The organism is Paenibacillus macerans, from assembly GCF_050565405.1.
In the GTDB taxonomy this organism is placed as follows: domain Bacteria; phylum Bacillota; class Bacilli; order Paenibacillales; family Paenibacillaceae; genus Fontibacillus; species Fontibacillus macerans_B.
This window is the reverse complement of record NZ_JBNYYG010000048.1, coordinates 12,097-32,661: the sequence shown is the minus strand read 5'-3', so window position 1 is coordinate 32,661 and position 20,565 is coordinate 12,097. Positions and strand designations below refer to the sequence as shown.

Here is a 20,565-nt window from a genome sequence, read left to right as displayed (position 1 = left end):
TACATGGCCTAACTGCTGCCACCATGAATGAAAATGTATTTGGCCTGTGAGTCTGCATGTTCCGTACTGGAACTGCAAATTACAGGCCAAAACTTTGTCGGTAGGAAAAACTCTGAGTTCCAAGGCGGCCGACTGTACCCCGCGAGTAAAAGTTTTATTAATGATGCAAACTTTGACAGAACAACAGTAATTCCTGATATTACTGCAAACTATACGGTTTCTTGGTTTGAAAACATTGATTTTATGTATGTGAAGAATCAAGGGGAGTCAGATGACAATCAATTCTTGACATTTATGTCCTCTGCGGTCGCCGGAGAGACTACTTGGGTATTACCAACGTTTAGTTACAAAACTAGTGGTGCGGTAAAAAGTGTAAAAAATGTAGTGGGGAGTAGAACATTTAACTATTATTCCACCACAGCACATAGAAATGGATCAATGGCTGTTGCGGCATATCTTGATCCATACGCGCCTAGAAATTCTTATGTGACTTATGCTGAAATAAAAGGGACTGGAGACAAAAGCATTGGATTAATACCTGTTGCTACACCTGCATCACCTGTTGTAATGCCATAATACAAATTGGTTCTAATTGTCTATTACTATCGCTAGAAATAAGATTTGTGTAATGTTTGATTACTTTACACAAGTCTTATTTATTTTAGAAGATAAGGAGATGTGAGTAATTGAAAAAAACTATTAAGTTTTCTATCATACCATTCATTTTAATTATCACATTTTTATATATTTACCAATTTCCTAAAACAATAGATGTTATTCGCCCTGCTATTTCTTTTAATGATAAAAATCCCGCATCACTAAAAAATACTTCTATTCATATATCAGGAACATTATTTCGGCCTCTATTTAGGCAGTATGTTTTCGAGGGCTCAATTAAAATTGATGGGATAGAGGAAACAGAAAACTACGAAACACTTAATACTGAAGTACTTAAAAGAAAAAATGGTATAAATATGGGAAACCTAATTTATAGTAATACTCAAAAAAAACCGCCACAATATGCCTTTATGCTTGGTATTATTTGGTTTGATAATAACTTTCAAGATATCGGTATTCTGGGTATAGATACCGAGGACAATCCAAAAGAGGCTTTTTATGTTGTAACGGGAGAGTCATATGAGGAAGGAATATCGAGACTGCAGAAAATGAGAGATAAGTACGGTTCCGGATTTATAAATTATGAATAAGAAGTAAGACTCCTGTTGTTTCTAGAAATGATTCCAAGATCGACGTGGGTGAAGGTATTGGTTGAGATCAAGCGGTTCGTGGGATTATCTCTACAAAGTGGTTGAAAATCGGTTATAATAGGGGAGTATATTAATTAGAAAGTGGGAAGAGTATGGGCCGCAAATGGAACAATATTAAAGAGAAAAAAGCTTCGAAAGACGCCAACACAAGCCGCATTTACGCGAAGTTTGGGGTCGAAATTTATGTTGCCGCCAAGAAGGGCGAGCCAGATCCGGAATCGAACCGCGCTTTGAAGGTCGTGCTGGAGCGGGCCAAAACGTACAATGTACCTAAATCGATCATTGACCGTGCTCTGGACAAGGCGAAGGGCAGCGGAGAAGAAACTTACCAGGAGCTTCGTTATGAAGGCTTCGGCCCAAACGGCTCCATGGTCATAGTAGATACATTGACGAATAACGTAAACCGGACGGCGCCGGAGGTGCGTTCCGCATTTAACAAAAACGGCGGAAACATGGGCGTCAGCGGTTCGGTTTCTTATATGTTCGACGCTACCGCGGTCATCGGGATGGAAGGCAAAACGATCGATGAAGTATTCGAGATCCTGATGGAAGCCGATCTCGAGGTGCGCGATATCGTCGAAGAGGACGAGTCCGTCATCGTGTATGCCGAACCGGATCAATTCCATACGGTGCAAGAGGCGCTCAGAAATGCCGGGATCGCCGATTTTACGGTGGCCGAGCTGACGATGCTGGCGCAAAACTACGTAACCTTGCCGAAGGAAGCCGAAGTCCAGTTCGAGAAGCTGATCGACGCGCTGGAGGACCTGGAGGACGTGCAGCAAGTGTATCATAACGTGGAATTTGAAGAATAATTCGGAGCTTGAACGGATGCAGCTTTGGGAGGAAGAACGGCTCAAGCGATCTAGTTCGTAATCAAATGGGCTGACAGGGAGGTGATCTCCTTGCAGCCCGTTTTGCTGCGTCGGCATGCAAGAGCCGCGGTAATAAGAGATGTGATATACCTGGTTGAGGAACTAATTTTCACGTAGGTATCATATACAAGAATGTAACGAATCCAACAAAGAAGGTCATCAAATTGCAAGAAAACGAAACAAGGAAGATGTTGTCTGTATGGTTTAACTTTAAATTCCGCCTGCTTGCAGGAGGGATCGTGGTCGGCCTCTTGGCCGGCATCGTCGTGGTGCTGTACCGTTATGCGCTGGAAGGGATTTTGGCAGGCGTCCTTTCCCTGTACGGGTACATGGTTCACCATATTTGGTTGATTCCCTTTTGGGTGCTGTTTCTGTCGGCCGCCGGATGGATCACGGGCAAGCTCGTTACCGGGCAGCCCATGATTTCCGGAAGCGGCATTCCCCAGGTCAAGGGAGTGCTGCAGAACAAGCTGCAGATGAACTGGTGGAAAACGGTGGCGGCCAAATTCGTCGGGGGGACGCTAAGCATCGGCTCAGGTTTATCCTTGGGCAGAGAAGGCCCATCCATCCAAATCGGCGCGAGCGTTGGACAGGGATTCAGCCGGCTTCTGCACCGCTCGAAAACCGAGGAGCACATGCTTATTACTTGCGGAGCAAGCGCCGGACTGGCAGCCGCTTTTAACGCTCCGATCGCCGGCGTGATTTTTGCGCTAGAAGAAGTGCACATGAATTTTTCGCCGCTGATCATGATTGCCGCGTTAGGTTCTTCATTGGTCGCCGATTTCGTCTCCAAAGAATTTTTTGGATTGAGTCCCATTTTTCATTTTTCATCGATCGGCATGATTCCGCTGGGACAGTATTTTCATTTGATTGTACTGGGGGGAATCGTAGGTATCGCCGGCATCGGATTTAACAAGGCGATTTACGTTTTTCAGGATTTGTACCGGAAAATCATTTGGCTTCCGACCCGGTTCCGGCCCATCCTCCCGTTTCTTCTGTCCGGCGTGCTGGGTTTTGCTTTGCCTCAGGTGCTTGGTGGCGGGAATGATCTAGTGAATGAACTTGTGTCGAATTCTTTTCCGATAATAATTCTCCTCTTGATCCTTATTGTAAAATTTGGGTTCACCATGCTCAGCTACGGCAGTTCGGCACCCGGCGGCATTTTCCTTCCGATGCTAGTCATAGGCGGTATGATCGGCGTCATATATAGCAAGACGGTAAACGGGATCATGGGAAGTCCGGTGCTGAGCGAAAGCAGTTTTTTGATCCTAGCGATGGCCGGGTATTTTACCGCCAGCGTAAAAGCGCCGATTACCGGAATCATCCTGATCACGGAAATGACGGGGTCGTTCACGAACTTGCTGTCCACGGGGGTCGTGTGCCTAACGGCTTATATGACGACGGAATTGTTCCGTTCGCATCCGATTTACGAAGTGCTGCTGGAGCGATTCCTGCATCAAGGGAAAGGGCGTTATCTTGAGGAACCGGCCGGAAAAATCATCATGGAGATACCCGTCCACCAAGCCTCTTCTTTGGACGGATTGCCCATCAAGAACTTCAAATGGCCGGGGCATTGCCTGATCGTATCGGTGAAGCGGGGGTCCCAGGAGCTTATACCCGCCGGCGATTTCGTCATGCGGGCAGGAGACTATTTGACGGTGCTAACCGATGATAATTATGCGGAGCGAGCCCGGCACATTCTGCACCAGGCGGGAGCGACCCATACGGTGGGTATTGGCTAGCACAGGCTCGCGCTCCTTTTCGGAAGCCTTTTGACCGTGATTTTTGGGATGAAATAGGGTACAATCTAAGGAATTATGGATTGAAGGAGCGCGTGTGAACTTGCAGGAAAAAACGGGTTACAAATCGATAGCTCTTGATATCGCCGGGCGGATCGTCAGCGGCGAATTTCCGGTGAGCAGCAAAATCTCGGGACGTTCGCTACTGGCCGGACAATACCATGTATCTCCGGAGACGATCCGCAAAGCCATCGGCTTGTTGAAGGACGAGAACATCGTGTCGGTTTCGCAAGGCAAAGAGATTATCGTCTTGTCCGATCAGCAGGCGCTGGAATATACGACGCGTAACAACTATTTGCGTTCCGCTTATACGTTGAAGCAGGACCTGCAGCAGCTGCTGGAGGAGAAGCGGGAAATGGACCTCAAGTTCGAGCGTTTGTTTACGCAGATTATCGAAGCGTCCGACCGGCTGCAAAATTTGAAGCCCTATCGTCCGGTGGAAATCCAAATCAAAGACCATTCGCACGTGATCGGCAAAACGATCGGCAATTTGCAGTTCTGGCAGAATACGGGAGCGACGATTGTCGCCCTTCGCCGGGGAACCCAGGTGACGATTTCTCCCGGCCCGCACGTCGTTCTAAGGGAAGGTGATATCGTGATTGCCGTCGGCGACGAGCACATGTATCAACGGACGGAGCAGTTTATGAACGAAACGGAGGCGTAGCAGGCTCACATCGGTAGTGCTTTTTTATGCAAAGATCGTTGAGAAAAACCAAAGCTACTTGGATGCAAAAAGTCCGGGCAGCTTTTTTTGTATTCGCACGAACAACCAATTATTAACATACAACTTATATTGATTCATTAGGTTGTCAGTTTAGCAAGCATCTGTTATAGTGGGTTATGTGTAATCGAAGGGGGCCGCCGCTAAAATTCATAAAGAATAGGAGGTTGACCATGCTCAAATTCGAACAGGTGGGCAAAAGCTATCCCAATGGATTTCAAGCCGTAAAGGATATTAGCTTTGAAATCTCCGCCGGAGAAATTCTTGTGCTGATCGGTCCCAGCGGTTGCGGCAAAACGACGACCATGAAGATGATCAATCGCCTCATCCCGAATACCACGGGCCGTATTTTTCTTCACGGCAAGGATATCGCACAGGAAAACCCCGACATGCTACGCAGAAATATCGGTTACGTCATTCAACAAATCGGATTATTCCCCCACTATACGATAGAAGACAATGTTGCTTTAATCCCGCAATTGAAAGGCTGGGATTCCGTCAAAAAGAAAGCAAGGGTAGAGGAAATGCTTCGTTTGGTCGGACTGGATCCTGCCGTTTTTGCCAAGAGGTACCCTAAACAGTTATCCGGCGGCCAACAACAACGGGTTGGGGTAGCCAGGGCACTCGCAGGAGACCCGGAAATCGTGCTTATGGATGAACCCTTTGGAGCGTTGGATCCCATTACGAGGGAGCAGCTTCAGGATGAGTTGTTAAGGCTCCAGAAGGAAGTTCGCAAAACGATTGTGTTTGTCACCCATGACATGGAAGAAGCGTTAAAGCTTGGAGATAAAATTGCCATACTTAAGGATGGAGAACTAGTGCAAATTGACTCGCCGGACCGCATCTTAAGCCGTCCTGCCAATGATTTCGTCGAAGGTTTCATCGGAAAACACCGCCTGTATCAAAACCCCGAATATATCCCCGTTATCGAAGTGATGCGAGACAACCCGTCCACGACAATGCCGGAACGTCCGCTCAGCGTTGCGCTTGCGCAGATGAGACAACGAAAAACGGATACATTGCTCGTATGCGACGAATCCAAAACATTGCTGGGGATCGTTTCCGCCTATGAGGCTGCCGCCAATATGGAGGAAAGCCACACCGTGAACGAATTGATGACGCCTCTATCAGTCGTGCTGAAAGAAACCGCTACGGCCAGAGATGCGCTGTCGCTCATTACGCAAGCGCCGCATGGCATTATCCCGGTCGTTTCGGCAAATGGGGTCCTCGTCGGCATCGTGACCCGCAGCAGTCTCTTAACCGCTTTTGCTTCCAAGTGGATCGGTGAAGAGGAGGTGGCCTTATGAGAGACAAAACGTTATGGGAACAAATCGTTCAGCAGCTGAACAGCCGCTGGGAAGATCTGCTCCAGTCCTTGGCCGTCCACATTGAACTCGTACTTATCTCCATGCTGATTTCCATCATCGTCGGGATTGCCTTAGGCATCCTGATCACGCGATTTACCCGCATAAAAGGCTTCACATTAGGCGTTGCCGGCATTCTTCAAACCATCCCCAGCCTGGCTTTGTTAGGGTTCATGATTCCGGTGTTAGGGATCGGAATAAAGGCAGCGGTAGCCGCTTTGTTCCTGTATTCACTGCTGCCGATTATCCGCAACACGTATACGGGCATCACGGATGTGGATAAATCGATTGTCGAGGCGGCGAGAGGCATGGGGATGAAAAAGCGGCAAATTCTGTTTAAAGTACAGCTGCCGCTGGCGATGAGCGTGATTATGGCCGGGATACGCACGGCGGCGGTCATCAATGTGGGTACGGCGACGCTTGCCGCTTTTATCGGAGCCGGAGGGCTTGGCGAATTCATCTTTTTGGGCATTCAGCGCAACATCGAGGCATTGACGCTGCTAGGGGCGATTCCGGCGGCTGTTTTGGCGCTGATTATCGATTATTTGCTGGGGCTGTTGGAGAAAGCGACGACCCCAAAAGGGTTGAAGGTTTGATTGGCCATAAATACGAATACCGGACAGGAGGCACAAATGAACAAAACTCAAAAAACGACGACGATGATGTTGGGGATGTTGGTTTCACTTGCTTTGCTGCTGGCGGCTTGCGGCGGTAATGACGGCAGTGCCCAAGCGGGGAGCGGCAAGGAAATCACAATCGGTTCCAAAAATTTTACGGAAAACGTGCTTTTGGCGCATATGATGGCTGACCTGATTGAGGCGAAAACGGATATTAAGGTTAAACGGACGATGAATCTGGGCGGTTCCAATGTCGTATGGAACGCCCTTAAGAACAACGAAGTCCAACTATACCCTGATTATACGGGAACGATTGTCGCTAACTATTATCAGGAGGAAACCAGCACATCGGAGGATACGCTAACCAAAACGAAAGAGCTGGTGCAGCAGGATGGTTTGATGTTCCTGGAGCCGTTTGGGATCAACAATACGTATACGCTGGCGGTCACGCAGGATACGGCCGAACAATACAATCTAAAAACCTTTAGCGATTTGGCTAAGGTATCTCAGGATATGGTGTTAGGCGTTGAATTCGAATTCCTTGATCGGGACGATGGATATCCCGGCATCCAAAAGCTGTACAATATGAATTTTAAGGACGCCAAAGGCATGGATCACGGCATCATGTACCAGGCGATCGAAGACGGTGAAACGGACGTCACCAACGCGTATGCGACCGATGCTCAAATCAAGGCGCACAATCTGGTGATTTTGGAGGATGATAAGGAGTTTTTCCCTCCTTATGACGCAGGTCCGGTTATCCGGCAGGATACGCTGGAGCAATACCCGGAATTGACGGAAGTGCTTAATGCGCTGCAAGGGCAAATGACGGAGGAAGAAATGCAGCGGCTGAATGCTGAGGTGGACCTTGAAGGCTTGAAGGAAGATGAAGTTGCTCGTGACTTTTTGGCGGAGAAAGGATTGCTGGAATAACCCCTTCCTTGACACGGCCCAACCTCAACCACATACTATACATTATTGTATAGTAAGCAGGTAAGGAAGGGGCTTTATATGTTGAATTGGAATCAGGACTGGCTTCGGACGGGGCAGCTATTGTCCCGTTACTCCACGTATGAAATCGGAGGAGAAGCCCGGTTTATGGCGCTGCCCCGCAGCGCCGAAGAGTTTCGGGAGGCACTGGAACTGGCTGCGTCGAAAGGGATCGTTCCCATTCTGTTCGGCATGGGCTCGAACATCCTGTTTCCCGATGCCCCCGACCGCGACGCCATGTTTATCTCGACGCGCGAACATGCCGAGATTCGGCTCGATGGAGACCGCCTGTTCGTTTCAGGGGGGACGCCCATGTCGGCGTTGGCGGTGATTGGGCACGAATTGGGCCTGGCCGATTTTGAATTTACCTTTTTGCTGCCGGGTACGGTAGGCGGCGGAATTTATATGAATGCCAAATATTTTGACCGCCATATCAGCGATGCGCTGGACTTGGTTTATTACATCGACGCGAGCAGGCCGGCGGATGGGATCAGGACGATTCCGCGGGAACGGTGCGGGTTCGGTTATAAAAAGTCGATTTTCCAGCAGAACGGCTGGTTTATCGTCGGGGCGGAATTCAAGCTGAGCGGACCTGCTGCGGCGAAGGAGGGGTTACCGTACTTCGGTCACCGTGCAGGGGCGGAAACGGCGTTTTCACATTCCGATTTGAAGGCATTTGCGGCTCATTACACCGGTTGGCTCCAAGCGATGAACCGTCCCGACGACCCCGCGTTGCAGACGCTTCGGAACGTGGTTCGCGACCGGATGGGCAAAATGCATTTTGCTCATCCTTCCTGCGGCTCCGTATTCAAAAATGATTATTCCGTCGGGGAACCGATCGGCAAGCTGTCGGACCGGATCAACCTGAGGGGAATGAAGCGCGGCCATGCGATGGTTTCGCCCGTTCACGGCAACGTGATTCAGAATCGCGGGGGAGCGAAGGCGGCGGACGTACTCGATTTGATCCGTTACATGCAGGAGGCTTTCGACCGACATTACGGGTTTGTGCCGGAACCGGAGGTGGTGCTCATACCTTCGGAGACTACGTTCGTCAAACCTTGAAGAAAAACCTTGAAGTTGCATGAGAAGGTTGTACGATGTTTCATAAGCAGTCACGTCTCTTTCTTTGGCACTTGCATGAATGTTGTAGAGTGGATAGTATAGGCCAATGTTTCACGAGAGCCAGGATTGAAAGGAGAAAGTGACAGGATGAATATCGTACATGAACTTCCAAGCGCAGCGGAATATCTAGCATTAAAAGACGCCGCCGGTCAAGCGGGCATGGTGGAGGAGGCGGTGAAAACCGCGCTGAAAAACTCCTTGTTCGCCGTAACCGCCCGCGGAGCGGATGGACGGCTGATCGGGATTGGGCGCGTGATCGGTGACGGGGGTTGTTATTATCAAGTCGTTGACGTCAACGCTGACCCGGCCTTTCTTGATAGCGGTCTGGACGAAGCCATCCTGAAGGAACTGCTGGAATATCTGGATCAACATGCCCCGGAGGGAGCTGCAATCATGGTGGTGGCGGACGTTCAGGGCATTCCGTTGTATCAGAAAAACGGCTTTAAGCTGATGTATCCCGATTACTACGGGATGGTCAGAGCCTGAATCCCCAAAAGAACCCGCCTCGGCATCCTTGCCGGGGCGGGTTCTTTGATGGAATGATGCAGGCGTCATGATGGGGAAGTCACCGGTATTTGTTCGATCGTACAGCCGAGTCTTTGCGATATTTCACGGGCCGCTTGCTGAACGCGCTCGGCAAGGTACGCAATATGCTCCTCCCCGAACTGAACCTCCAGCCCGGCGGTGCTTAAGGCGGCGATGATTTGGCCGGTGTGGTCGAAGATCGGCGCGCTTAGTTCGGCCGTATAATTCTCCAGCTCCGAACGGCTGAAACTGAATCCCGTGCAGCGGCACCGCTCGAGAACCTCGATCAGGTCCTTTTTGCTGGTAATCGTCCCGGAGGCGATCGGTTGCAGACGGACCCCGTCCAGATATTCCTCGCGCTCCTGTTCAGGCATGAAGGCTAAGATGATGCGGGAAGCCGCCCCGGCATACAAGGGGGCCTTCCGGCCGATCTTCGTAAATAAGCGGACCGGATTGTCAGTATCCAGCTTCTCGATGTAAATGCACTCGTTGCCGTCGCGGAGCACCAAGTGAATGGCCTCCTGAATGTCGTCCCGCAGCCGCTGCATCACGGGTAGGGCAATATGGCGGATATCAAGCCGTTCCGCGACCAGATTGCCGTATTGCAAGAATAAAAGGCCCAAGGAATAACATCCTTCCGGATCCTTTTTCAAAAAACCCATCTCTTCCAGTGAACCGATCATGCGAAGAACGGAGGTTTTGGGGATGCCCGACAGCTTGGCCATTTCGTTGATATTCAGCTTGGAATGAGTCAAAAATAATTGCAGCAGATCCATGGATCGAACCACGGTTTTATTTTTGTTTTTGTTGGTGGTTTGCACGTTTGCCTCCTGATTGGCCTCTAGTTCATTCTGTACTAGTATACAACGGAAGCGGAAGGGAAGAAAACCGGGAAGTATTTAAAAATTAATACTTGATTTTTGTCTAATTCCTACTATAATGATCGTATATATAGGCATTCGATTTTCGGATGATTAGTACCGAAATTCGGACTGTCAATGGGGTGCTTTTTCAAAATTTAATAGTAAAAAATCTTGATTTTTATGGAGTTCTAACTAACAATGGTTTAAACAGTGGTTTCATAAATTGGAACTGCGAATCCGAAAAACGGATGGGGGATGAATATGACACACTTGCCATCTACCGTACAAATTCCCATCGTTCCGCTCGGAGATTCGGCGCTTGTCGTAAAGTTCGGTGAATCGATTCATGAAGAAACCCATATGAGAGTCAGGCAACTGGCGGATTATCTGGAGAAACATCCCATGGACTGGATGATCGAGTTCGTGCCTGCTTTTACCTCGGTCACCATTTATTTCGACATCATGAGGCTGCTTTCGGAAGGTGCGGCTCAGGGGCAAGCCGAACAGCCGCAAAACGCCTTTCGCTTGGCGTCACGCCTCGTCGAAAGCATCATCCTCCAATTGCGGGACGTATCGGTTCCTCCGGCCAGAGTCATCAAGATTCCGGTGTGCTACGGCGGAGAATGGGGACCGGATTTGGATATCGTAGCAGCCCACAACGGTTTGTCCCCGCAAGAAGTGATCGACATTCATGCCTCGGCGGATTATTTGGTCTATATGCTGGGTTTTGCGCCGGGATTCGCTTACTTGGGCGGGATGTCCGAACGCATCACGACGCCGCGGCGGCAGACGCCCCGCTTGTCCATTCCGGCCGGAACCGTCAGTATTGCCGGAGATCAAACGGGCGTGTATCCGATCGATACGCCGGGAGGCTGGCAGTTGATCGGCAAAACCCCGATCGAATTGTTCAAGCCGCGGCAGATGCCGCCTACCTTGCTGGAAGCAGGAGATATCGTCCGCTTTTATCCGATTTCCCGGAAGGAGTTTGCCGCATGGGGGGAGGAGAAGCGATGAGCCTGCTCATTGAGAAACCGGGTTTGTTGACCACGGTTCAGGATCTGGGCCGGTACGGCGTACAGAAATACGGCGTGATCGTCGGCGGAGCGATGGACGCTTTTGCCTTACGGGTCGCCAATCTTCTGGTCGGGAATGACGAGGGAGAAGCCGGGCTGGAAATCACGATGCTCGGGCCGCAAATCCGCTTTGAGCAAACCGCCCTCATTTCCGTGTGCGGCGGCAATCTATCGCCGAAGCTGAACGGTACGCCGTTGCCGCTTTGGAGAACGATATTGGCCCCGAAAGGCAGCACGCTTGCCTTCGGTCCGATGAAGCTGGGCTGCCGAGCGTATTTGGCCGTAGGCGGCGGTTTCGATGTTCCGCTGCAAATGAACAGCCGCTCCACGTATTTGCGGGCCGGCCTGGGCGGCTTCGAGGGCCGGGCCCTCGTCAAAGGCGATCGGCTCCCTATCGGAGATTTAACGCCGCGAAGCTCGAACCTATTGGGGCGGCTCGCCAGGGAGGCTAACAACGAATTCGGCGCCGTAAGCCGTTGGTCGGTATTTTCGGAGATGCTGCCGAAATACGCCCCAAACCCGACCGTTCAGGTGATTGCGGGGGAAGAATACGATTTGTTCCAGGAAGAAAGTCTCCGTCTTTTTGTAAACGAGGAATTTGCGGTTTTGCCGCAATCCGACCGGATGGGTTACCGATTCAAGGGGTACGAGCTGAAATTAAGGGAAACGAAGGAGATGATTTCCTCGGCCGTGACCATGGGCACCGTGCAGGTACCGCCCGACGGCAACCCGATCATATTGATGGCGGATCGCCAGACAACCGGAGGATACCCTAAAATCGCGCAGGTGGCTTCTACCGATTTGCCCTTGCTGGCTCAAGCGAATTTGGGCGCTCGGGTGAGCTTCAAGCTGATTTCCCTCGAAGAGGCGCAGCATCAGTACGTAGCCAGGGAAACCGCGATTCAAACCCTGCACCAAGGGCTCGAACGGCTGGAGTAAACGGATCGGAGCGGGCAGGCATAAATAGAAAGCCTGAATGGAAAATTCAGTTTGGAGGAAACCAACTATGGAGATCAAAAGCCATCCGAAACTCGAAATTCGGGATTTGCGCGTAGAGTATTATTCCAAAGACCAGCGGACCGTGGCGTTGGAGGATGTTCAACTGAACGTGGAGGACGGCGAATTCGTCTCCGTGGTCGGCCCCAGCGGCTGCGGCAAATCGACGCTGCTGAAGGTCGTATCCGGATTGCTGAAGCCGGCGGCCGGCGGCGCTTATTTGGACGGGCAGCAAATCCAAGGCGTGCCGGAGCAGGTCGGGATGGTGTTCCAGAACGATGCTTTGCTGCCTTGGAAAACCGTCATCGACAATGTAAGGTTGCCGCTGGAAATCAAAGGCTTATCCAAAAACGACCAACTCGAGGAAGCGAATCGGCTGCTTGCCATGGTCGGGCTGGAGGGCTTCGGGCAATATCATCCGAAACAGCTTTCCGGCGGGATGCGCAAACGGGTGGCTCTGGCAAGGACCTTTGCCTACGATCCGGACATTTATTTGATGGACGAGCCGTTTGGTCCTTTGGATGCCCAGACCCGGGTGAAGATCGGGGAAGAGTTTCTGCAATTGTGGGAGAACGTGGGCAAAAGCGTTTTGTTTATTACGCATGATATCGAGGAAGCGATCGCGTTGTCGGACCGGGTCATCGTCATGTCCGCCCGTCCCGGAAGGATCAAAGCCGAGTTTAAGGTTAATCTGGAGCGGCCGCGGCCGTTTTACGATATCCGTTTCGATCCCAAGTTCAAGGAATTGCAAAAGGAAATTTGGGCGCAAATGTCGGACAGGGAATAAGAGAGGGGGCAATCGGGATGGCTACAATATCAACAGGGTCGGCGGCAAGCTCTCCTTCCTCCCGGCAGGGACGCAGAAAAACGGCCGCAGCCGTTTGGATCGGAAGAATCGTCGTGTTCATCGTCTTCGTCGGGCTATGGGAGCTTCTATCCGGACGGGCGTTTAATTCATTTTGGCTGAGCAAGCCGTCGCTGATCGTGAAACGGATTTACGACATGACGGTGAGCGGCGACTTGTGGTTCCACATGAGCATCACGCTGCAGGAATCGATCGTCGGCCTGATTATCGGGATGTTCGGGGGGACGCTGCTCGGGATTCTGATTGCGTTCAGCGGGATTTTTCAGAAGTGGGTGTACCCTTACATCATGGCTTTATACAGCCTGCCGCGGGTTTCGCTGGCGCCGCTCTTCATCGTTTGGTTCGGCATCGGGATGACGTCGAAGATTCTCATGGTCGTCGCGATGGTCATCTTCGTCGCTTTTTACAATGCTTACGAGGGCGTGCGCAACATCGACAAGGATCTGATGGACATGATGAGCACCTTCAAAGCCAAGTGGACGCACAAGCTGCGCTGGGTCGTGCTTCCTTCCATCACGGTGTGGATCCTGACGAGCTTGCGCTTGAATATCGGCATGGCTTTGATCGGTTCCGTGATCGCCGAGCTGGTCGGTTCAAACCGCGGTCTGGGCTACTATATCACGTATTCGTCCAACATGCTGGATACGACGGGCATTTTTACGGGACTTGTCCTCATTATGATCATCGCCGTCGTACTCGAACAAATCATCGTACAGGTCGAACGGCGTTTGCTCAGATATCGCTAAAGGAAAAACTTCGATTTATTTCATCCCATGAATGAATTGGAGAAACCATATCCAAAAGCCAACTATCCAAGGAGGGGAATCATGATGAAAAAAACAAAAACATTATTGGCTACGCTGCTGGTGCTGACGATCGCTTTGCTTAGCGCTTGCGGGAACAACGCGGCCGCGCCGGCGGGCAACAACGGCGGCAACGGAGGCGGAAATGCGGCAACGGGAGCGAACGGGGGGAACGGCGGCAATGCCGGACAACCGGAAAACGTCAAGATCCGCATCGGTTTCGTCGGCGGCGGCATGACCCCGATCATCGCCCAAATCGGCATGAACGACGGTTCTTACGAGAATGCCGGCATTACGATCGAAGAGCAAAGCTTCACTTCCGGCGCCGACATGGTGCAGGCGCTGGTGGGAGGAAGCCTGGACATCGCCTTGGGTTCCTACGAGCACGTATTGAGACAGCAAAAAAACGGTCTTGGGGTTAAAGCTTACGGCGAAATTTTCAACGGCGTCGGGTACGCCCTGGTTGTGAAAAAAGACGCCGAGTTCCAATCGTTGGCCGATTTGAAAGGGAAGACCCTGGCCGTGACCAAGGTCGGCAGCTTGTCCGATACCGGGCTGCGCGAAGGTCTGAAATCCGTGAACATCGATGGCGATAAAGATGTGCAAATCATTAACGGCGGCAGCGGAGCGACCATGCTGGCAGCGATCGAAAGCGGGAAGGCCGCAGGCGGCATGGTATCCGAGCCGACGATTTCGCAAATGGTGGCCACCGGCAATTACCGGGTGCTGTACGATCCGCCGTACGATTTTGCCGGCATCACCGTGATGGCGAAAACCGATTGGGTGGACAAAAACCAGGAGGCGATGAGACGTTTCCTGCAGGTCAGCAACGAGGTGAACGAACGCGTGCAAAAAGATCCGGCTTCCGCCGTCGAAGCGATGTTGAAGGAATTTGACCAAATTCCGGCCGATGTAATGGAAACCGCGGTGAAAAATCAGTTGGCCAAAGTGCCGGCAGGACTCAAATTGTCCGAAGAAGGCGCCAAGAAGGTGTCCGACACGCAAATCGAACAAGGCATCCTCGATCAAGAAATTCCGTTCGAAGACACGGTAGATTTATCGCTCCTTCCATAACATACCATACCATAGAAAGAAGGCGATCCGCTTCATGGCCAAAGATTTAAGAACCTACCTTGGACAACTGACCCGCTTTGACGCGAACAGCATCAAGCTGGTGGATACGGAAGTCGATCCGCGTTTCGGCATCACTGCCTATGCGGCGGCCTTGGCGGAGAAAGGCGATTATCCGGCGCTGATCTTTAATCGGGTGAAAGGCTCCGGGTTGGCGTGCATCTCCAATCTTCTGACCTCTTATGAACGCGTAGCTTTGTATCTGGGCTGCGAGGTGCAGGACATTCCGCGGGTGTACGGAGAGAAGCTGCAAAAGCCGATCGAACCCGTCGTCGTGGATCGCACTGCGGCCACGGTTAAGGAAAATGTCATTGAGGAAGCGGACGTCGATTTGAGCAAGCTGCCGATTCCCGTGCATAACGAGCTGGACGGGGGGCCTTATTTGTCGGCGGGCGTCATGATCATTCGCGACCCGGATACCGGGCTGATCAACGCGGGCATTTATCGCCACCAGATCTTCAATGAACGCGATATGGGCGTATGGTTCCTCGGAGCCCACCACGGCGGATTGATCTATAAAAAATACAAAAAGCAAGGCAAACCGGCTCCGATCGCGATTGCGCTCGGCCATCATCCCGGCTTTATCATGGGGGCCGTGTCCCGCGTCCAAGGCATCGGCGGCGAATATGAAGCGGCTGGCGCGCTGATGGGCGAAGCGCTGGAGCTCGTGCAGGCGGATACGTCCGATCTGATGGTTCCGGCGCATGCCGAAATCATTCTGGAAGGCGAAATTTTGCCGGACACTGATCACAGCGAGGGGCCGTTCGGCGAATGGCCGGGCCACTATCTCGGCGGCGGCTCGGTGCCGACGATCCGGATCAAGCGGATTACCTACCGGAATAACGCGATCTTCCAGGATATCGTCGCTTCGGGCCGCGAGCATCTCGTGGTCGGCGGGGTACCGCGTTCCGGCAGCATTTATCAAACGGTCAAGAAAATCGTGCCGGGCCTCAAGACGGTGAACGTGCCGTTCTACAGCCGGATGAACTGTTACCTGTCGATTCAGAAGGAGAAGGACGCAGACGTGAAAAAGGCGGCGTTCGCCGCGCTTAATACCGAACCGGAAAACCTGCGCCACATCGTCGTCGTGGACGAAGACATCGACGTGTTCAACGGCGAGGAAGTAGCCTGGGCGATCGGCACGCGGTTCGATGCGGAACGCGATTTGCTGATGATCCCGAAATGGAACGGTCCGGGCGGATTGCTGCCGACCAACTGGGAGTATAACGCCGAAGGCAAAAATACGCCGAGAATGTCCAGCGCGGTCATCGTCGACGCCACCAAGCCGGCCCCGCCGGTCATCTTCCCGAAACGGGCCGTCGTGCCCAAGGATAAAGTGGAACTCGCCGATCTGGCGGCGCTTCGCGGGCTGAACGGCGACGAAAAAACCAATTGGCAAATTTAAAGCGTATAGCCTCAAACGGTCACAGAGGAAGCAAGCCAATCGGCCTTGCCTCTCGGTCCGTTTGGGGCTGGCTTATTTCTTAATTCATGGCATGAATTATAGGTGGGAGGAGTAGGATGATGAACGTAGTGGATTTAAACTGTGATATGGGCGAAAGCTTTGGGGCATACAAGATCGGCAGAGACAGCGAGGTGTTGAAATACGTGACCTCGGCCAATATCGCCTGCGGCTTCCATGCCGGTGATCCGGCGACGATGCGGCAGACGGTGAAGCTGGCGCTGGAGCACGGCGTAGCGATGGGTGCGCATCCGGGGCTTCAGGACCTGGTCGGGTTCGGCCGCCGCGACATGGATATTTCGCCGCAGGAAGCTTATGACCTGGCGGTTTATCAAATCGGCGCCCTTTGGGGCTTCGTGCGTGCGCAAGGGGCTAAGCTTCAGCACGTGAAGGCGCATGGCTCTTTGTATAACATGGCTGCGCGCAACGCCGGTTTGGCCGAGGCGATCGCCGAAGCGGTTTACAAAGTGGAACCCGAGCTGATTCTGTTTGGCCTCGCCGGCAGCGAACTGATCAAGGCCGGCCGGAAGGCCGGGCTGCGTACGGCGAGCGAGGTGTTCTCCGACCGGACCTATCAGTCGGACGGCTCGCTTACATCACGCCGGCAGCCGGATGCCTTGATTACGGACGAAGATCAATCGGTAAAGCAAGTGATTCGCATGGTCGCCGAAGGCAAGGTCCTGTCGCAGCAAAACGTCGACGTGCCGATCCAGGCCGACACGATTTGCATCCATGGCGACGGCATCCACGCCGTAGAGTTCGCCGGCAAAATCCGCAGTTCCCTGACGGCAGCCGGAATTACCGTTCAGCCGGCAGGCGTTACGCTGGGACAACAAGCATAGGCGCAAAAGGAGGAGGCAGCAGGATGGAACCATTGCATTTACAAACCGATGTGCTGGTCGTCGGCTCCGGCGCCGCCGGGCTGATGGCGGCGAGAGCCGCGGCCGATGAAGGCGCCGGCGTGATTTTGACCGACAAGAGCTTGATCAGCCGCGGCGGGGCGACGATTCTCGCGCAGATGACGGTAGCCGTCGCTTTGGGCGAGGCCGAAGAAGACAGCACGCAAATCCATTTCGAAGATACGATGAAAGGCAGCCGCGGGCTGGCCGATCCGGCGATCGTCCGCGCCGTCGTGGAACGGGGACCGGAGGTTATTCTGGAAGCGGAGGGCTACGGCGTGAAATGGGCCAGAACGCCGGACGGCAAGCGCTCGCAAGCCTTTGCGCCCGGGCATTCCAAGGCACGCTGCGTGTACGTGGACATTTTGAATACGGGCGGCGCGACGGCGGCCGGTTTGAAGAAGGCGATTTGGAAGGACGAACAGATCCGTCGCCTTAAAAACGTGATGATCACGAGAGTCGTCGTCGAGCAAGGCCGGGCCGTCGGGGCGATCGGTTTCGAGATGGAGGAATTCCGTCCGATCAGCATCGCCGCCTCGTCAGTAATTTTGGCCACGGGCGGACTGACGGAGGTTTACGAACGCAATAGCGCGTCGGCGAATATGACCGGCGACGGCTTCGTCCTGGCCGCGGAAGCGGGCGCCGAGGTACGCGACATGGAAATGGTGCAATTCTTCCCGATCGCCCATCTGTTCCCGCCGCTCGTCGGCATCGATCCGATCATGTGGGACCCGTTCCGCTACAAGCTGGGCGGCCGCTTACTGAACGGGCTGAAGGAAGAATTCATGGATAAATACAACGGCGAGGTAGCCGGCAAATACACGGCGGCGCGCGACCAGACGACGCTGGCGATCTTCCGCGAGGTGGAAGCCGGACGCGGCACGCCGCACGGGGGAGCTTATCTCGATTTCACGATGGTGCCGGAGGACAAGCTGAAGGAAGCATTTGGCCCGGTCATCGGCATTTTGCGAGACCAGGGCGTCGACTTGACCCAGGATATGGTGGAAGTGGCGCCGATGGCCCACTTTATGCTGGGCGGCGTCCGTGTCGACGAAGCCATGCGGACCCGGGTGCCGGGATTGCTGGCGTCGGGCGAGCTTATTTACGGCATGCACGGCGCGAACCGGTTGTCCGGCAACGCAATCACGGAAGCGCTGGTGACGGGACGGATCGCGGGCGAAACGGCCGCGCGGGAGAAACAGGGCAAGCTGGATGCGGCTGCGGTCGAGCGCGCGTTTGAACGGGAGATCGCCCGGTTACGGCAATTTTGGCATCCATTTCCGGTCGATAAGGATACGGCATCGTTGCAAACCTTCAAGCGCAAGCTGCAAAAGGCGATGTGGAAAGGCGCAGGCCCGTTGCGTACGGATAACGGTTTGAACGAGGCGTTGAAGGAGCTGCGGGAGCTGCGCGAAGAGCTTGCCGACATTTCCTTGGCTGAACCGGGCAAGTTTGCCCTGTCGTTATTCGAGAAGCTGGAGGCGGCCAATATGCTGAAGGTCAGCGAGGCGATCGTACTGGGCGCGCTGGAACGCAAGGAAACGCGAGGGGCGCACGTGCGGCTGGATTACGACGACACGCTCGAGCAACCGTCCAGCTACAGCTATTCCCTGAATGAGGCGGGGGAATGGAGCGTGTCCGAGGTTCAACTGCCGGGCAGTGTGTAAACCGAAAGAAGGGAGAAGGTTAGCATGTCAGTTGTCACATTAAACGTCGTCCGCGGCGATGCCGAAAGCGGCGCTTCCCTGGAGAAGTTCGAGGTTCCCTTCTGGGACGGCATGAGCTTGCTGGATGCGATTTTTTGGATTCGGGAGCATAAGGATCCGTCTTTTTCGGTGAGGTATTCCTGCCGGTCCGCCAATGCCTGCAAAGAATGTTCGGCGTTCGTCGACGGCAAGGCGGGTTATTTGTGCAGCATCCGCGCCGTACCGGGCAGCGTGGTCAAGATCGAGCCGCTTAGCGGGCGACCGTGGATCAAGGATTTGGCGACGTCGCTGGAATAGGGGCAAGAGCTCTGCGGAATCCCTTTCCGTGGTGCGCCCGCCGGCTTCAACGGCCAGCTTGCGAATGATTCTATATGATTTTTCGTATACAATTCGCCAGATTCGAAAAAAACGATCCATTCTATACGATTTTTCGTATATAATTCGCTAAAACCGATGGAAATGATAGATTATATGCGATTTTTCATACAGATTTGTGATTTTCGCTGTTTCAAGGCAACATTTTGTATGATTTTTCATACAAATTCGACGACAACGGCTGCCGACAGCGGAGATAAACGGATGTATACGACAGCACTACACAACTTTTAGAGGAGGGGCAATTATGGCCTGGCTTCAGCCCCGCAGCTTATCCGAAGCGCTTGAGCTGCTTCAGGAGCGCAGCCCCCGCATCGTGTGCGGGGGGACCGATTTATTCGTGAACGCGCAGCGTAAATCCTACGAGGCAAAGCACACCGATTGGCTCGATATCCGGCGCGTGCCGGAGCTGACGAAGACCCGCCGGACCGAGGCGGGTCTGGAAATCGGGGCCGCGGTGACGGCCGCCGAGATTTGGGGGAGCGACGCGTTTAACGTCGTTCCCGCGCTGCAACAGGCCGCCCGCATCGTCGGCGGCTGGCAGATCCAAAACCGCGCATCGCTCGGCGGCAACGTGGCGAACGCCTCCCCGGCGGCCGACATGGTCGTTCCGCTCGCGGCTTACCGCGCGGAAATAAGGCTCGCCGGGGCGGAAGGCACCCGCAGCGTGCCGATCGCGGACTTTATCTCCGGGCCGAAAGTCACGGTGCTGCGCGAACGCGAACTCATCGCGTCGCTGTTCATCCCGGCCCGGATGCTCGAGGTGCCGCAGGTATTCTTGCGGCACGATCAGCGCGCAGCGACCGATATCTCGATCGTCTCCGTGGCCTTGGTGCTCCAAGGCCGGAAAGACGAGATCGAGTGGGGGACCGCTGCGGTCGGCGCGGCCGCGCCGAAGCCTTTCGTGCTGGACTCGGAAGAAGAGCGGCTATGGGCCGGCGAATTAAGCGCGGCCAAGCTCGGCGAGCTGAGCGGGCTCTATGCGCGGCGCAGTTCGCCGATCACCGATGTCCGGGCGAGCGCCGAGTACCGCCGCGCATTGGTCGGCACCTACATCCAACGGGCGGCGAATGCATTAATCGAAGGCCTGTAGCGATTCGAAAGGAGACGAAAA

21 protein-coding genes are annotated in these 20,565 nt (G+C 53.4%); 20 read left to right on the top strand and 1 reads right to left on the bottom strand.

The features are described from left to right. The first annotated feature begins 27 nt into the window (after positions 1 to 27). The 10 genes from ACQ4N8_RS21665 to ACQ4N8_RS21620 all read left to right on the top strand — a co-directional run bounded on the left by ACQ4N8_RS21665 (position 28) and on the right by ACQ4N8_RS21620 (position 9,239). Positions 28 to 576: a hypothetical protein gene (locus ACQ4N8_RS21665; RefSeq protein ID WP_430706424.1), complete on the top strand. Its 549-nt coding sequence runs from the start codon at positions 28 to 30 to the stop codon at positions 574 to 576. 110 nt (positions 577 to 686) lie between these two features. After that, on the top strand, positions 687 to 1,208 hold the full coding sequence (locus tag ACQ4N8_RS21660; RefSeq protein ID WP_430706423.1) for a hypothetical protein: 522 nt from the start codon (positions 687 to 689) through the stop codon (positions 1,206 to 1,208). Between the two features lie 152 nt (positions 1,209 to 1,360). Further along, positions 1,361 to 2,080 carry a YebC/PmpR family DNA-binding transcriptional regulator gene (locus ACQ4N8_RS21655; RefSeq protein ID WP_430706422.1) on the top strand — a complete coding sequence of 240 codons (720 nt, stop codon included), beginning with the start codon at positions 1,361 to 1,363 and terminating at the stop codon, positions 2,078 to 2,080. Between the two features lie 248 nt (positions 2,081 to 2,328). Continuing rightward, on the top strand, positions 2,329 to 3,882 hold the full coding sequence (locus ACQ4N8_RS21650; RefSeq protein WP_430706421.1) for a ClC family H(+)/Cl(-) exchange transporter: 1,554 nt from the start codon (positions 2,329 to 2,331) through the stop codon (positions 3,880 to 3,882). Positions 3,883 to 3,982: 100 nt separating this feature from the next. Further along, positions 3,983 to 4,603, top strand: coding sequence for a TrkA C-terminal domain-containing protein (locus ACQ4N8_RS21645; RefSeq protein WP_430706420.1), 621 nt, complete (start codon positions 3,983 to 3,985; stop codon positions 4,601 to 4,603). Positions 4,604 to 4,833: 230 nt separating this feature from the next. Continuing rightward, complete coding sequence (locus ACQ4N8_RS21640; protein ID WP_430706419.1) at positions 4,834 to 5,967, top strand: ABC transporter ATP-binding protein; 1,134 nt, start codon at positions 4,834 to 4,836, stop codon at positions 5,965 to 5,967. Further along, positions 5,964 to 6,620 carry an ABC transporter permease gene (locus ACQ4N8_RS21635; protein ID WP_430706418.1) on the top strand — a complete coding sequence of 219 codons (657 nt, stop codon included), beginning with the start codon at positions 5,964 to 5,966 and terminating at the stop codon, positions 6,618 to 6,620. Before ACQ4N8_RS21640 ends, ACQ4N8_RS21635 begins: the two co-directional genes overlap by 4 nt. 36 nt (positions 6,621 to 6,656) lie before the next feature. Then, positions 6,657 to 7,574: a glycine betaine ABC transporter substrate-binding protein gene (locus tag ACQ4N8_RS21630; RefSeq protein ID WP_430706417.1), complete on the top strand. Its 918-nt coding sequence runs from the start codon at positions 6,657 to 6,659 to the stop codon at positions 7,572 to 7,574. Positions 7,575 to 7,652: 78 nt separating this feature from the next. Beyond that, positions 7,653 to 8,693: a UDP-N-acetylmuramate dehydrogenase gene (locus ACQ4N8_RS21625; protein WP_430706416.1), complete on the top strand. Its 1,041-nt coding sequence runs from the start codon at positions 7,653 to 7,655 to the stop codon at positions 8,691 to 8,693. Positions 8,694 to 8,840: 147 nt separating this feature from the next. Further along, on the top strand, positions 8,841 to 9,239 hold the full coding sequence (locus tag ACQ4N8_RS21620) for a GNAT family N-acetyltransferase (protein WP_430706415.1): 399 nt from the start codon (positions 8,841 to 8,843) through the stop codon (positions 9,237 to 9,239). Between the two features lie 65 nt (positions 9,240 to 9,304). Here ACQ4N8_RS21620 and ACQ4N8_RS21615 read toward each other — a convergent pair whose 3' ends face one another. After that, positions 9,305 to 10,099: an IclR family transcriptional regulator gene (locus tag ACQ4N8_RS21615; protein ID WP_430706414.1), complete on the bottom strand. Its 795-nt coding sequence runs from the start codon at positions 10,097 to 10,099 to the stop codon at positions 9,305 to 9,307. A 303-nt stretch (positions 10,100 to 10,402) separates the two neighbouring features. Between ACQ4N8_RS21615 and pxpB the strand changes: the two genes are divergently transcribed. The 10 genes from pxpB (at position 10,403) to ACQ4N8_RS21565 (ending at position 20,544) form a co-directional block, all read left to right on the top strand. After that, positions 10,403 to 11,155, top strand: coding sequence for a 5-oxoprolinase subunit PxpB (pxpB, locus tag ACQ4N8_RS21610; RefSeq protein WP_430706413.1), 753 nt, complete (start codon positions 10,403 to 10,405; stop codon positions 11,153 to 11,155). Next, positions 11,152 to 12,153, top strand: coding sequence for a biotin-dependent carboxyltransferase family protein (locus ACQ4N8_RS21605; RefSeq protein WP_430706412.1), 1,002 nt, complete (start codon positions 11,152 to 11,154; stop codon positions 12,151 to 12,153). Before pxpB ends, ACQ4N8_RS21605 begins: the two co-directional genes overlap by 4 nt. 67 nt (positions 12,154 to 12,220) lie before the next feature. Then, positions 12,221 to 12,997: an ABC transporter ATP-binding protein gene (locus tag ACQ4N8_RS21600; protein WP_430706411.1), complete on the top strand. Its 777-nt coding sequence runs from the start codon at positions 12,221 to 12,223 to the stop codon at positions 12,995 to 12,997. Positions 12,998 to 13,014: 17 nt separating this feature from the next. Beyond that, entirely contained in the window at positions 13,015 to 13,821 is an 807-nt protein-coding gene (locus tag ACQ4N8_RS21595; protein ID WP_430706410.1) for an ABC transporter permease, read from the top strand. 81 nt (positions 13,822 to 13,902) lie between these two features. After that, positions 13,903 to 14,952 carry an ABC transporter substrate-binding protein gene (locus ACQ4N8_RS21590; RefSeq protein ID WP_430706409.1) on the top strand — a complete coding sequence of 350 codons (1,050 nt, stop codon included), beginning with the start codon at positions 13,903 to 13,905 and terminating at the stop codon, positions 14,950 to 14,952. 34 nt (positions 14,953 to 14,986) lie between these two features. Next, a complete protein-coding gene (locus tag ACQ4N8_RS21585; protein ID WP_430706408.1) occupies positions 14,987 to 16,414 on the top strand; it encodes a UbiD family decarboxylase in 1,428 nt (475 codons plus the stop codon). Between the two features lie 119 nt (positions 16,415 to 16,533). Beyond that, positions 16,534 to 17,313 (top strand): LamB/YcsF family protein, encoded by a 780-nt coding sequence (locus ACQ4N8_RS21580; protein WP_430706432.1) that lies wholly within the window; start codon positions 16,534 to 16,536, stop codon positions 17,311 to 17,313. Positions 17,314 to 17,336: 23 nt separating this feature from the next. Beyond that, the gene (locus tag ACQ4N8_RS21575) at positions 17,337 to 19,037 is read left to right on the top strand and encodes an FAD-binding protein (protein WP_430706407.1); all 1,701 of its coding nucleotides are present in this window, start codon (positions 17,337 to 17,339) and stop codon (positions 19,035 to 19,037) included. A gap of 24 nt (positions 19,038 to 19,061) precedes the next feature. After that, the gene (locus tag ACQ4N8_RS21570; RefSeq protein ID WP_430706406.1) at positions 19,062 to 19,373 is read left to right on the top strand and encodes a 2Fe-2S iron-sulfur cluster-binding protein; all 312 of its coding nucleotides are present in this window, start codon (positions 19,062 to 19,064) and stop codon (positions 19,371 to 19,373) included. 325 nt (positions 19,374 to 19,698) lie between these two features. After that, a complete protein-coding gene (locus tag ACQ4N8_RS21565; RefSeq protein ID WP_430706405.1) occupies positions 19,699 to 20,544 on the top strand; it encodes an FAD binding domain-containing protein in 846 nt (281 codons plus the stop codon). The last annotated feature ends 21 nt before the right edge of the window (positions 20,545 to 20,565 follow it).